14 protein-coding genes are annotated in these 13,181 nt (G+C 46.4%); 4 read left to right on the top strand and 10 right to left on the bottom strand.

Annotated features, from left to right (window positions below; genetic code table 11):
* Nucleotides 1-2: 2 nt before the first annotated feature.
* From IEW45_RS00340 to IEW45_RS00300, 9 genes are all read right to left on the bottom strand, one after another.
* Entirely contained in the window at nucleotides 3-614 is a 612-nt protein-coding gene (locus IEW45_RS00340; protein ID WP_188619231.1) for a hypothetical protein, read from the bottom strand.
* Between the two features lie 12 nt (nucleotides 615-626).
* A complete protein-coding gene (locus IEW45_RS00335) occupies nucleotides 627-1,307 on the bottom strand; it encodes a conjugal transfer protein TraI (RefSeq protein ID WP_188619230.1) in 681 nt (226 codons plus the stop codon).
* Between the two features lie 6 nt (nucleotides 1,308-1,313).
* Nucleotides 1,314-3,782, bottom strand: a complete 2,469-nt coding sequence (locus tag IEW45_RS00330) for a TraG family conjugative transposon ATPase (protein ID WP_188619229.1) — start codon at nucleotides 3,780-3,782, stop codon at nucleotides 1,314-1,316.
* A gap of 6 nt (nucleotides 3,783-3,788) precedes the next feature.
* Nucleotides 3,789-4,106, bottom strand: coding sequence for a DUF4133 domain-containing protein (locus IEW45_RS00325; protein WP_308421020.1), 318 nt, complete (start codon nucleotides 4,104-4,106; stop codon nucleotides 3,789-3,791).
* Nucleotides 4,107-4,108: 2 nt separating this feature from the next.
* Entirely contained in the window at nucleotides 4,109-4,423 is a 315-nt protein-coding gene (locus IEW45_RS00320; RefSeq protein ID WP_188619228.1) for a DUF4134 domain-containing protein, read from the bottom strand.
* A gap of 114 nt (nucleotides 4,424-4,537) precedes the next feature.
* Nucleotides 4,538-5,017 carry a hypothetical protein gene (locus tag IEW45_RS00315; protein ID WP_188619227.1) on the bottom strand — a complete coding sequence of 160 codons (480 nt, stop codon included), beginning with the start codon at nucleotides 5,015-5,017 and terminating at the stop codon, nucleotides 4,538-4,540.
* 134 nt (nucleotides 5,018-5,151) lie between these two features.
* Nucleotides 5,152-5,841: a hypothetical protein gene (locus IEW45_RS00310; protein ID WP_188619226.1), complete on the bottom strand. Its 690-nt coding sequence runs from the start codon at nucleotides 5,839-5,841 to the stop codon at nucleotides 5,152-5,154.
* Between the two features lie 2 nt (nucleotides 5,842-5,843).
* A complete protein-coding gene (locus IEW45_RS00305) occupies nucleotides 5,844-6,698 on the bottom strand; it encodes an AraC family transcriptional regulator (protein ID WP_188619225.1) in 855 nt (284 codons plus the stop codon).
* Between the two features lie 51 nt (nucleotides 6,699-6,749).
* A complete protein-coding gene (locus IEW45_RS00300; RefSeq protein ID WP_188619224.1) occupies nucleotides 6,750-7,460 on the bottom strand; it encodes a hypothetical protein in 711 nt (236 codons plus the stop codon).
* A gap of 302 nt (nucleotides 7,461-7,762) precedes the next feature.
* Between IEW45_RS00300 and IEW45_RS00295 the strand changes: the two genes are divergently transcribed.
* The 4 genes from IEW45_RS00295 (at nucleotide 7,763) to IEW45_RS00280 (ending at nucleotide 11,476) form a co-directional block, all read left to right on the top strand.
* Nucleotides 7,763-9,418: a helix-turn-helix domain-containing protein gene (locus IEW45_RS00295; RefSeq protein WP_188619223.1), complete on the top strand. Its 1,656-nt coding sequence runs from the start codon at nucleotides 7,763-7,765 to the stop codon at nucleotides 9,416-9,418.
* A 65-nt stretch (nucleotides 9,419-9,483) separates the two neighbouring features.
* Complete coding sequence (locus IEW45_RS00290; RefSeq protein ID WP_188619222.1) at nucleotides 9,484-9,660, top strand: BF3379 family histone-like protein; 177 nt, start codon at nucleotides 9,484-9,486, stop codon at nucleotides 9,658-9,660.
* A 122-nt stretch (nucleotides 9,661-9,782) separates the two neighbouring features.
* The gene (locus IEW45_RS00285; protein ID WP_188619221.1) at nucleotides 9,783-10,850 is read left to right on the top strand and encodes an HNH endonuclease domain-containing protein; all 1,068 of its coding nucleotides are present in this window, start codon (nucleotides 9,783-9,785) and stop codon (nucleotides 10,848-10,850) included.
* Between the two features lie 11 nt (nucleotides 10,851-10,861).
* Nucleotides 10,862-11,476, top strand: a complete 615-nt coding sequence (locus IEW45_RS00280; RefSeq protein ID WP_188619220.1) for a hypothetical protein — start codon at nucleotides 10,862-10,864, stop codon at nucleotides 11,474-11,476.
* A gap of 204 nt (nucleotides 11,477-11,680) precedes the next feature.
* On the opposite strand, the gene IEW45_RS00275 is transcribed toward IEW45_RS00280, so the two are convergent.
* Nucleotides 11,681-12,967 (bottom strand): hypothetical protein, encoded by a 1,287-nt coding sequence (locus IEW45_RS00275; protein ID WP_188619219.1) that lies wholly within the window; start codon nucleotides 12,965-12,967, stop codon nucleotides 11,681-11,683.
* Nucleotides 12,968-13,181 lie beyond the last annotated feature (214 nt).

Here is a 13,181-nt window from a genome sequence, read left to right as displayed (position 1 = left end):
AATTATGGCTTTAGATTGTATAGGCGTTCACTTTGTTGCACGCTTCGGGCTTCGCGTGCCCTGGCATTTACCAGCAGCATACACTGGTCGTAAAAGTCATGGGCAAAGCGGTAGCGGTCTTCCGTATTGGCATAAAGCGTGTCAATACGGTCAATGCGCTCGGCATCATCAGCGGTGTAGCCGGTTTGGGACAGCACGGCCTCCAACTCTTCAAGGTCATCAGCACAACCCTCCAGCACGCGCGCGATGACCCTTCGGATATAGTCTTTCTCATTCCCGTAGAAAAGGGCATCGTCAAGCTGGGCGGAGAGTTTTTCCTGTAGCTCCGCAATACGGGCGTTCAGCGTGACAATGGCACCTGCTTTGGGATAGTCCTGCACAAAAGGGCTTACGTTATCCAGCCCCTCAAAAAACAGGCTGTGCAGGTTCAGCTCGCCGTCCTTCAGGTCTCCGATAAAATTTAACCCGTCACGGGCGATACGGTAGCCTTTTTTCAGATAGCTGCCGTAGGTCTTAAGGGCTGCGATCTGCTGCAGCATAACCCGGTCGCGGCTTGACTGCGCAACTAGTACAAAGGACAACAGCAGGGCTGTTATGGTCAATAGTGTTTTCATCGCGGTATTGTTTTAGTGTACACTGCCGTACAACCTGCGCAACTGCTCTACTTCTTTTGAGGACTTGGCACGTTGCAGGCTCAGAAGCACATTCTGCCCGTTAAAGCGTCTCAGGTCATCGTAATTGCGGTCAATCTGGTCCGCTGCCTCATTGATGAGTTCCAGGCGCTGGGCATCGCTCATGCTGGTGGTGTAGGATTCGATAATCGAAAAGATCAGCTCCATATTGGAAAGGCTCTCGGCAAGGATGCCGCCGTATACTTCCTCCATATAGTCTAGTTCGTCCGCGGTAAAATGCCCGTCCTGTTGGAAGAGCTGCCAGGCACGCTGGTATTCCGAGAGCAGACGCGCCTGTTTGTCGGTAATGTCGCGGATGCGCTGGTACTGGGTGATAATGGACTTGACCGCTTTGAGCTCATCGTAATATTCCTGGTACAGTTCCTTCTGTTTTTTGGTCCAGTCGGAGATCTCATCCAGTTTTACCTTCGAAAGGGTATTCTCTATTTCCTTTTGGGCGTTCTGCAGCCAGATGGTTTTGTTCTGCAGTTTCTGTATCTTAAGGTCCATCGCCTTAATCGCTTTTACCACTGCGGCGCGGATGATCCCAAAAATGGGCGGTGCGGCAGTCGCCGGACGTGCGGCAATACTGCTGAGCAGCATCAGGCACACCATTATTTTTGCAATTGTTTTCATAGCGTATCATTTAGGTTTATTATCGTGTAGTTCCTGCACTAAGGCTACGATACCCCTGCGCACATCCCCGCCGAAGCGGGCGGCGTATTGCTGTATTTTTACCTTTTCGCTTTCCTCGGTGGTATAGGCATAATATTCCTCCGGGGAGACCTCGGTGCGGTAGACCTTAGAAAGTACCCCGCCCAGGGAGATAAACACCTCTTTGTAGTGTTTGTCGGGATCGTTGGCCTTATTGACCGAGAGCACCAGTGCCTTTTCCTTTTCGGTCAGCCCCAGGAGTTCCTGTATCTGATCAAACTTGTTCTGGTATTTGCGCTGGTCCAGCAATATCTTGCAATCGCTGTTGTTGATAATCGCCTGCTTGACCACGGGAGAGGAAATGATATCCTCTACTTCCTGGGTCACCACAATGGCCTCCCCGAAGAATTTACGCACCGTCTTAAAAAGGTACTTGATGTACTCGGCCATGCCTTCACGGGCTATCGCTTTCCACGCCTCCTCAATCAGGATCATCTTTCGTATCCCCTTTAGCTTGCGCATCTTGCTGATAAACACCTCCATGATGATGATGGTGACTACCGGGAACAATATAGGATGGTCCTTGATGTTGTCCAGCTCAAAGACGATAAAGCGTTCCTGTAACAGTTCCAGGTTGGCCGTAGCATTAAGCAGGTAATCGAATTCACCGCCGCGGTAGTACGGGCGAAGCACATACAGGAAATTCCCGATATCAAAGTCGCGTTCCTTGACCTTATCCTGCTGTAATACCGCGGTAAAATCATCCCGCAGGAATTCGTAAAAGGAATCAAAGCCGGGAAAAAGCTCAGGATCAGCATCCAGTTTCTCGTAGTAGAGCTGTAACGCATTTGAAAGTGCCACGTACTCGCTGCGGCGGAAAGTCTCCGTATCCTTTTTCCAAAGGGCCAGCAGCAGGGTTTTGATGCTTTCCTTTTTCTCGGTATCCAGCCGGTCGCCTTCACCGATATAAAAAGGGTTGAACCGGATAGGATTGTGCTCCTCATAGGTGAAGTAGTACCCGCCCACCATATCGCAAAGCCCCTTGTAGCTGTGCCCCACATCGACCAGTACCACATGGGTGCCCTGCTCGTAGTAGCTGCGTACCATGTGGTTGGTAAAAAAGGATTTGCCGCTGCCCGAAGGGCCAAGTATGAACTTGTTGCGGTTGGTACAGATGCCCATTTTCATGGGCTCATCGCTGATATCCACATGCACGGGGCGCCCGGTCAGGCGGTCGCCCAGGCGGATGCCCATCGGGCTGGCAGAGCTGCGGTAGCCGGTTTCCAGGTTCAGGAAACAGGAGGCCTGTTCGGCAAAGCTGTCAAAGGTGTCGTTCATGGGAAAGTCCGCGGCGTTGCCCGGCAGGCCCGCCCACCAGATCTGTGGCGCCCCAACAGTCTCCTGTTTGGCAGCGGCATCCATTTGGGCAAGGGCTGAAGAGACCTTGTTCTTCAAATCGTTTAGTTCTTCTTTACGGTCGGTCCATACCAGTATATTGAAATGGGCTTTTACCGGAAGCCGCTGTTTGCTGATGGCTTCGTTCAGGAAATCATTGGTGGCATCCCGGGCTATCAAGTTCTCACGGCTATAGGCCGAAAGGGACTGCAGGCGCAGCCTTTTGCTTTCCATGCGCTGCAGGGTTTTGGCACCATCCTCAAAAAACAGGTATTGGGTGTACAGGTGGTTGCACGAAAGCAACTGCCCCAACGGCGAGGCAAACCCCACGCTGAACGGGGTACGGTCGGTAGAATAGCGGTCATAGGTAATCCTTGGGCCACACAGTGAGGGCAGGTTGGCAGCCTCCCCCAAGGTGTACAACTGGGCATATTTCCCGTTGATCAAAAGGCCCTCATTAAAGGCAACATCACCATACAGGTATTCTCCTTTGCTCTCGCTCAGGGTACAGTACTGTTCCAAAAGCCCAACCCTGTGGGCTTCGCTGTAAATATCACTATCCCCCAAAGGGAACATTTTTACAAAACCAATGTCCTGTAATATCCTTTGAAACTGCCCGCAGGCATCCCTGAAATCCTGCAGTGCCTGTGCCCCCAGTGTCTCTTTGGGTAGCAGCGAAGGGCGCGTGAGACTGGAAAACAGCGAGGTAGCATTTTTTCTTCCGGCCGGTTTTTTGGTCAGGTACAGGTAACAGCTGTGGTCCAGGAACGGACGCTCGTTAAAGAAACGCTCGCTGCTGCGGTCCAGAAAACTCTCCTTTGCGAAATCCGGCTGGTGCCTGCTGTGTATAAACCAGTCCTGTTTGCACAGTACGGTATGCTTAGGCAGCACCCGGAAGGCTTTCAGCCATGCCTGGTGGAAGGCCTCGTACTCCGGATCCGATAAGGTAAAGAGCTCCGGCAGTTCCACACGGAACCCCAGGGTGGCATCGCCTTGCTTGGATATGATGATGCCCTGCCGCACATCCAGAAGCGGCAGCAGCTGTTCGATTGTTTTCTCCATGACATATTATTTGGATGGTTGCATAAAGGCCTTACGGCTGTAGCATTTGAGCGTTTTGGGAAGCTGTTTCCGGGCCAGGGCTTTCATCATGCCATACTCGCCGTATTTGCGGCTCATCGCATAGATCTTGACGACCAGTACGGTGCCCAGTATCCCGATCAGCCCCACACAGACCAGTGAGGGTACACCCAGGATAAAGAGGGCAGCAAAGACAATCATCAGAATGATGACGCCCCCGCCAAGGTACCAGATGTATTGTGCCTTAAGCCCCTTGAATTCAATGCTCTGGTTGATACCCTTATTGACTTTGTACAGGCTGCCCATGATCAGATGCCGAAAAAGGATTGGATAACCGTGGCCACTACCACCAGGAAGACACAGCTGCCGAACCAGGCGGCGGCTACTTTCCCGGTATCGGGATCACCCGCGTTCCATTTCTGATAGACTTTTACCGCACCGATAAGCCCCAGTATGGCGCCTACGGCATACATAAGGTCGGTACCCGCATCAAAATAGCTCCTCACCTGCTGGTTGGCCTCGTTGATGCCGGCAACCCCGTCCTGCGCAAGGGCAGCATATGGGAATCCCAGCACCACAAGCAATACGCACAGCAGTAGTGCCCTGTTGATATATGTTTTCATAACAGAAGATTTTTAGTGAAAAATAAGCGAAGGCCATCCGCCGTTGCCATCCCCTCCTTTCTGTCACCTCCTCTTACTTCTGCGGGACGAACAGGGGTATAGCCTTCGCTATGATTATGCTTTCTGCCAAAGGGTTTCGGCCAGTGTTTCAGTCATAAAGGTGAAACCGTGCTGCTGGCTTTCTGTGGCTATGAACTCGTTGATTGAGGGGCGGAAGGTCGATTGGCCCAGGACGGGATAATCGTTTACGATGGCTTTCAGGCCGTTTGTTACGGTCTGCTGGCCGGCCTTATTTTCAAAGGACTCCATAAGGTTCTTTTTGACACGGTCTACCAGCTCTTCGATAATCTCATAATCGGTAACCGGCTGTTGGAATTCCCCTGTCGGGGTCAGGTTGCCCCCGCCCTCCATGATGGCGGTTGTGGCATTGGGTTCTGCCGGGCCCGGATTGCCCATGGAATGGAAAGATGCACCTGCGCCGGCGGCGGCCCTGATTTGCGGAAAGTAAAATTTCAGCAGCAGGATGGTGTAGTAGATAAAAAGTGCGGCGGCTGTAACCCTAAGGTAGTCAGCCCATGTAATTTCGGTAAACATAAGCGTTGTTTTTTTCGTTCAACATTCATCATCTTCATTGCGGCAACACCGCTAAACTCATTTTACAGTACCGAAATTACATGTTGGGATTGGCCTGTAAAAGAACAACTTTCACTTGTGCCCCAAGTTGTTCCTCAGTAGTCCTTAATTTTCCGTATCATATTTTGCAGGGCATTGATACACGCTTCCCGGTCCGGTTCCTCGGGGTTGTAGGCCTTACTGCGGATGGCATCCGCAGAGAGCTCGTTGCGCTGGGCGGTAGCCAGGTGCGGGATTATAGCTTTGAAGACGGCATTCATCGAGCGGGCTTTAAGCAGCTGGGCCTCATCGGCAGCCCGTAGCATAAGGGCGAGCTGGTCGCCGGAAAGGTTGCAGTATATTTTCATCCGGTCATTGGACGGTTTTAATGGAACTGCAGGCATTTCAGGCAAATCTTCAGTAGCTGGCGAAAGGTAATGGGAATACCGCTGCTCAATAAATGTAAGTAAAGTGCTAAGGGAGCTCGCGATACGCTCCTCCAGTTCCCTGAACGGGTCAGAGCCGGAAGCGGCTTCCCCGTTTAGATAACCTGTAGCCTGTTCTTTGAGGTGGGTCAGGGCGGTATGGTATTTTTGGACGAGATGGCATACCTGGCTGTCTTTATAAAGGGCAAATACCTTATCGTTGAGCTCGTGCTCCACCTGCTGGCTTTCCAGGGAAACCTTTTCCAGCAAAAGGGCAATATCCTCCGCGCGCAGTTCCCTGCGGTATGGGCGTGCGGGATTAAGGGTGACCGAGATCAGGGCATCCAGCCATTCCAGCGAATAGGTGCGCGCGGTACTCATGGCTATCGGTTTTTTCGGTTACGGTAGGCTTCAGGGGTCAGCCCGGTGTGGTGGCGGAAAAAATTGACAAAGGCAGACGAGGAACCAAAATGAAGCGCCTCGGCAATACCGTAGACCGGTACTTCGCTGCCGTCCAGCAATTCCTTTGCCAGGCGGACAAGGGCTACCGTAATTAGTGCCTTCGGGCTTTTTCCGGTGAGCTGCCGCACGGTTTTGGTCAGGTTGCCCCGCGTCATGCAGAGTACATCAGCATAATAACCTACGTCATGGTGCATGCCGCCCTGCTGTTCCACAAGGCGTAGAAAGGCGATGGTCAGTTGCTCCTTACGTCTGACAGCATTCGTGAACCGGGATCCGGTATGCTCCCGCAATTCCAACAAACAGTTCAGCAGCAGGTTAAAAGTAAGGGTTGTAATGGTTCCGGCGTGCTGGGATGTGCCCTGCTTCTGGTGTTTCTCCAGCAATAACAGCAGCTGGCAGATGACCTGAAAGTGGAATTCATCGGCTTTGAGGCTATACAGTTCCTCTCGCTCCAGCAACACGGTAAGTGTAGTGTTGCGGGCAGTATAGAGTGTCTGTCTCAGGTAGGTTTCGGTAAAACGGACAAGCCAGACTATTACCGTCTGTCCGCCTGCAGCTTTCATATAACTTTCCGGCGGTACTATACAGACATCCATCGCCACGGCTTTTAAGCCTTGAGTATCGCTGTTTATCTGAAGCTGTCCCTCGGTTACCACAATGATGTGGTAACGGAAATACTGCACCCCGTAGAGAAAAGCCAGCGTAAAAGCATCGCCCCGCAATTGCAGGCGGCGAACCTGAAATCCGGTATCCCCTAAAGCTGTAATCAGCACCATGACAATAATTTTTTAATAAAAAACCCGGAAGCGAACCTCCGGGAGCAACAGTCAGTCGTTATACAGATCGGTCACGAAGGACAGTAGTAAGGCCTGTGGGGATGATTCCAGTGCTCCGTTGGCAGTGGCAGCATAGTGGCCGGTCATCCACTCCCAGTCCCGGTCCCTTTTCCTTTTTCGCCCGTCCTGATATACGGCATTGCGCATGATGGAAGACGTCATCAGCATGGCATGGCGTTCGGTTGCCGTAAGGTTAGGTGCGGCAATAATCAATCCCTCGGTTGCCATGATTGCCTCACAGGCTTCCTGATAGTTGCCGTCATTGGCTTTGACAGCAGTCAGCTCGGTAGCAAGTGCTACATAAATGTCTTTGGCAACAGTACTGTAACCTGATGAAAGATGGGATCGCAGGTCGGCTGTATTGATATTTTGGTAAGCCTGCACATTGGCAACACCGATCGGGTCGTAGGCAGAAAGGTCTTCCAGGGCGAGGAAATCGGCATTCGCCCAGGCAAGCGTCTCCCCCTGCTGTATCAGCAGCGGCAGCGTGGAGGGTTTGGTATTTAAGAGTTCGTATTCCTGTAGCAGTTCGGCATAGAGGGTTCCGATAAAGTCCTCAGGGTTGGACGGGTTTGCCGGTAAGGCAACCGCATTTTTATGCGAGAGGCCCGAGGCGGATAATTCCTGTTGTGCAGGTGCAATGCCGTCAGGACTGCAACCCGACAGTATCAGCAATAATGTAAGTGAAGCAAATACCTTCATGATGTAACGTTTAATGTTCCTGAATCAGTTATTCAGTTCCATTCGCCCGGGGAGCGGAACAAGGAAATTTTTGAGGTTCCCTTTCGCTTTGAATTCAGGACAAATCTATTTTACATCACCAAGGGTCACAACTGTTTGGCTGTGCCATTCCGGTATGGCAGCTGTGGAATTCGGGAATTCCACAGCCTAATTTTATCGTATCGTTAAGTTTTTATTAACAAAGTTTAAAGTACATTTGAAAAGCAGTCTCCCAATGATATCGCATGCACCTTACTATAGCGTACAGCTATATCAAGAATGTTATGAAAATGAAAATCACGGGATTTGTTATCAGCCTTTTCTTCACAGTACTAGCCCTTGCCCAACAGCCATCGGAAACCCTTTCCTATGATGCCCTGCTGCAACAGATCGATCTGTATCAGGGAACCCAAAAAGCCTGGCCTTATCTGGAAGCCTACCTGCGTAAAGCCAAACAGGAAAATAATGCTCCTGAGATTGTTTTTGCCTACAGGGAAATGCTGCATGAGTGCCCCGAAAAACTCCGCCTGGTGTACGCCGACAGCCTGATTGCCGCCGCCCGGCAATCCGGGGACAATGACCTTATCGGGGATGCCTACCTCACACGCGGCATCGTATACTACCAACGCAACAGCCATCAGAGGGCGCTCGACAATTATATCAGGGCCAACAGTTACCTGGTCGCTACCAAAGACGACTACCTGAAGAACAAGGTCAAATACAGTATCGCCCAAATCAAATACTACCTGGGCTATTACCACGAGGCCATTTCTCTTTTTAATGAATGCATTGCCTATTTCAGCAAAGAAGAGCCCCTGCCCTACCTTAAGTCCCTGCACTGCCTGACGGTATGCTATACCTTTGTCGGGAATCTCGAAAAAGCGGAGGTAACCTGCCACCTTGCGCTGGCTGAAAGTGCTCGGCTGCGTATCAAGGACCTGCTTCCCTACCTGGAGAGCGCGCAGGGTGTTATCGAACTGGAAAAAAGCAACTACAGCGCTGCGGTAAAACAGCTCACCTATGCCCTGCCCCAGATACAGAAAGACGGGGATTATGCCAACGAATCCATTGCGCACTTTAACTTGGGGAAAGCCTATTGGGAATTAGGCAGCCTGGATTCGGCGGCGCTGCATTTTAAGAACGTGGACACCATTTTCCTCACCAAAAATTTCCTGCGCCCGGACCTAAGGCGCAGTTACGAATACCTCATAAAGTATTATAACCATAAGGAAATGCCCACCCAGGAGCTGGTATATGTAGACCGGCTTCTGCAGGCAGACAGCGTTTTGGGTAAGGAATTCCGGTACCTGATCAAGAAAGTATACAAAGAATACGACACCACGGAACTGCTCTCCGAGAAGCAACAGATCCAGTCCCAACTGAACCATACCCAGGGCCTTAGTATGACATTGAAAGCCACGATAATCGTTCTTGTACTTGGTTTTGGGTTGTTGTTCTACAGGCACAAAACATTGCGCAAACAGTACCGCAGGCGGTTTGAGGAATTATTAAAAAACGAATCTCCGGCACCTACTGATACACAATCCCCTACCAACGACACGCTGGATATCAATCCGGTAATCGTCAATCACATCGTGCGGCAGCTGGAAAGCTTTGAGCAAAAGCACGGTTTCCTGAAAAAGGAAATTACATCCACAAAACTCGCCGAAGCATTTGATACCAACAGCAAGTACCTCGCCAAGGTCATCAGCGTCCGCCGGGGTAAGAGTTTCATTAACTATATCAACGACTTACGGATTGATTACCTGGTGGGCCGTTTAAAGGCGGAACCGCAGATCCGAAAATACACCAACGGCGCCCTGGCCGATGAGGCGGGCTTTAGCACGGCGCAGCATTTTGTGACCGCGTTCAAAAAGAAAACGGGAATGCCACCCGGATATTTTGTGGAGGAGTACGAGAAAAAGGAAGGGAAAAAGTAGCCGGTTTACTTGGCACAATTCGGGATACTGCTATCTTTGCGTGGCAATAAAACAAAAAATATTCCATGAAAGAATTATTTGACCAGATCAACGCACGATACGAGGCGTTTAAGGCAGAGGCGGAACAGCACATCGAAAAAGGAAACAAGGCAGCGGGTACCCGTGCCCGTAAGGCAGCCCTTGAGGTTAGTAAGCTGATGAAGGATTTCCGTAAGGTTTCTGTGGAGGAATCTAAAAAATAAGACATCATTAACTACGGTTATAATTAAGGTAAGGTGTTCTTATATCCGCTGCAAGGCAGGCTTAAAAGCCTGCTTTTTGATTTTTATGCTATTCCATCATCAGAAAAGTTTATTTTTGGTTTATGGAGTTACCTTACGCAACCAATCTTGATATCGGCAAACTGGCAGGTGTATTCAACAATACCTCTGCTACCTATAAATTTTATTGGCTACTGTCCATCCTTGAGGCCTGTGAGGAAGGCATGACAGAAACTTCTAAAAAGGAACTGTTTGCACGGATGTTAGGTCATGCATGGTATACGGTAAACTACTTCCATGTTTCTTTCGGAAGCCAGGACCTTATACAAAGAGCCATCCAGGCCATTACAGCTACAGAGAATATTCCGGTCAACATACGGAAGGAAAGACTATTACAGGTACTCCTGAATAGTCAAAATCCTAGCACGGTAAATCTGCTGAAACATTTTGATAAGAATGTTCCCCACTGGTTCCTGACCCCGTGGATATCACGAAACCGGGGTGAAAACGACAGCTCCTATAGAAATAATATTTATAAGCAGTCGCAACAGTTCTACGGTCAGGTCCCCTACGCCCTGTTCTCCGATAGTATTACGATAAACCCTGTTTGGATATCTTACATGCAAACCAATTCGAGGATACTAAAGGACTATTGCTACTGGAACCTTTCCCTGTTTCTTCAGGTACGAAATCCTAATGTGCCGAATATCCCCGGAAAACTTATAAAACCGCCACTGCGCAATACTTTGGTAAAACAACGTAGGGACTATTGGGATATCGCTATTAATGAACTGGATGGTGTGGACTGTATATTTACCAATACCCGACTTACCGCCAGAAAATATGCACTGGATCATTTTGTTCCCCATGCCTTCGTGTCACACGACCTGATCTGGAACCTGGTGCCGATTGATACTACATTCAATTCGGTTAAAAGTGATAGGCTGCCAAGCATGGACTTGCATTTTGATGGCTTTTACAGCTTGCAGAAATCAGCATTTGAGATTATTTCGCACCACAGCCCAAAATCAAAATTACTGGAGGAATATTGGTGTTTATTTCAATCGGATAATGACCGGGTAAATTTTGAATATCAGAAGTTCAGGGATGTAATCGCACCTTTGATAGCGATTGCTGGAAATAATGGATTTCAAACGTTGCAATTAATTTAAATTATTAAAGCATGAAAGCAATTTTTTCCGAAAATGTTGATGTTACTAAATCAGCATTTCTCAATTGGCGAACATCTTCTAATAAAAGTATAGATAATTTCATTGTAATGGCAGATGGTTTTCTGAGATCATCACTAGAACTGGCTCAAATATGCCTAGCAGATAATAGCGATTATAAAGCTGATGCATTAATATTTCCAATACTGCACAACGCTAATCACGGTATAGAGCTTTATCTTAAGGCGTTTATAATGACTCTTAACCAGCTACTTAAAAATAGTAGAATAGAACGCGGCCACAATATTCAACAATTCTTACAAACAGTTAAGTCTAGAATTAAAGATTATGGTGGCGCAAAGGAACTAAAGTATTTTAACCAAGAAACCAAAATGTTACAGCTATACATAGCAGAACTTTTCGCGATCACAAAAGCAAGTAACAAAGATGATAAAATGGATTTTTCACGCTATCCACTAAACAATGCCAACATTAACCACTTTTATGTTGATGAGCTTAACAATGTTACAATTGATTTAGAGAATTTCGTTCAGGTTTTTAAAAACATCCATTTGACACTTGACGAAAGAATTTCTTACTATTATTATTATAATCTTATGCAGAAATAAAATATTACATAGATTTATAATGCTATATTGCCGTTGAGATTTTTTATAATCATGATTCGTTTCATTTAAACTCTCCATTAGTAAAAGACATTACTAAGTAACATCCTCTGGTTCAAAATCGAAATAACAACTATAAATTTTCTTTTTATATAATTAATAATTATTAGTTTTAAATTTGAATCCTATATCTAATGACGTATAGTTTTAGGTCCTGAAGTTGTATAAATCTGAATATTTAAAGTCGGTAATCTTTCTATCCAATTCAGCTTTTACCAATCTATTCGAATATCTTGCCAAACCACGATTGTGTAACTGACCATTGTTATTTATGGCATAAACAATATTTTGAAGTTGCCCTTCTGAAAAATCTTCCAAATAAGGTTGAATTAATTGATTAAAGTTTCTATCTGCGGTATCAAATAAATTACTTTTAGCAAAGATTGCGATATATAAATCCAAGAACTTTTCTTTCATGTTGAAATCTTTGTATAATTCTTTTAGCTTATGGATAATCTCCATTGGCAGATAAAAAGTTCCTCCATCGTTAATTTCCGATAAAATAAATTCATGATATTCCATGATTGAGTCGAACTTAAACCAACTTAAAAACTTAAACTCCAATGAATTTTCTATCTCGTGATCAACATGAGCCTTATTCAATTCGCTAAGCACATTATAGGCTTTAGGATTGTCAAAAAGGAAATTAAAAAAGTAATTTGTACAAACTTTAGGAAGTATACCATCAAAATGCGCTTCCTCAGTCTTCAAAAGTTTTAAAATTTCTGGAGGATTCAATGCAAAAATTATATTTATGGTTCTGTAATTAATCTCCCTGTTAAGATCACATTCTTCATTTTCAAGCTTAAAAACTAATTTCCATATCTTTTTAAATATATCATCTAAAGTTTCTTGACGTAGATTTTTGAAATATTTTGCCGACAAGAATCTTTTCAAATCTTTATCTTCCGAAAAACGGTCACGATTAGTAGCAAGATCATTTACAAGCTCCGAAAATATCTTGGTAGATAAAATTGGAGGCTTTGTCAAAACCCCGCTCAACATATTTATAATATGCGACTTTACGTTTTCCTTATTGGGTTTGAATAGAAGAGAGGTCTGATTAAGAACTGGGTGAGCCGATAAATGACGATGTTTTTGAAGTTGGTTAATATTTTCGACGTCTGAAATCTCGAGTAGTTTTGTACGATCTGCTATCATTTCTACCAGCTTATTTTCCCAATCAGAAGATTTTGGATTAGCTTTTTGTAATCCCTCAATTTCTATAAGGATTTTTTTTGCCGTAGAGTCATTATACACATCTCGTAGTTCCTCAAGCTTATAAATAAGATCACATATAACTACGGAATAAAGCATCACTATTGACGACCTGTAGCAATTTGTATAGTATGTTTGAATAACTTCGTGAAAGTATTCTCTTGTCTTGGAACTAAATATATTATCAATTAAATTTTCAATTGAATGTTCACTCATTAGATAAAAGTAAGAAAATTATAAATAACATTTAAATGGTTGCGTTCGCACCAGTATTTAGCACAATTAACTTTATAGAATATATTAAATCCGTCCGGTGCGATTCGCGAAATTTTATTAAACGAACTAATTTGCGCGCAGTTACCAAATAAGAGAAAACTATTTATATTGTCAACAGCTTAATTGTGTAAACAAATTTCCTCCATTGGTGATT

The sequence above is a fragment of the Flavobacterium suaedae genome (assembly GCF_014642915.1).
Lineage (GTDB): Bacteria > Bacteroidota > Bacteroidia > Flavobacteriales > Flavobacteriaceae > Flavobacterium > Flavobacterium suaedae.
The sequence above is the reverse complement of the archived record's forward strand: the minus strand, read 5'-3'. Positions and strand labels throughout refer to the sequence as shown.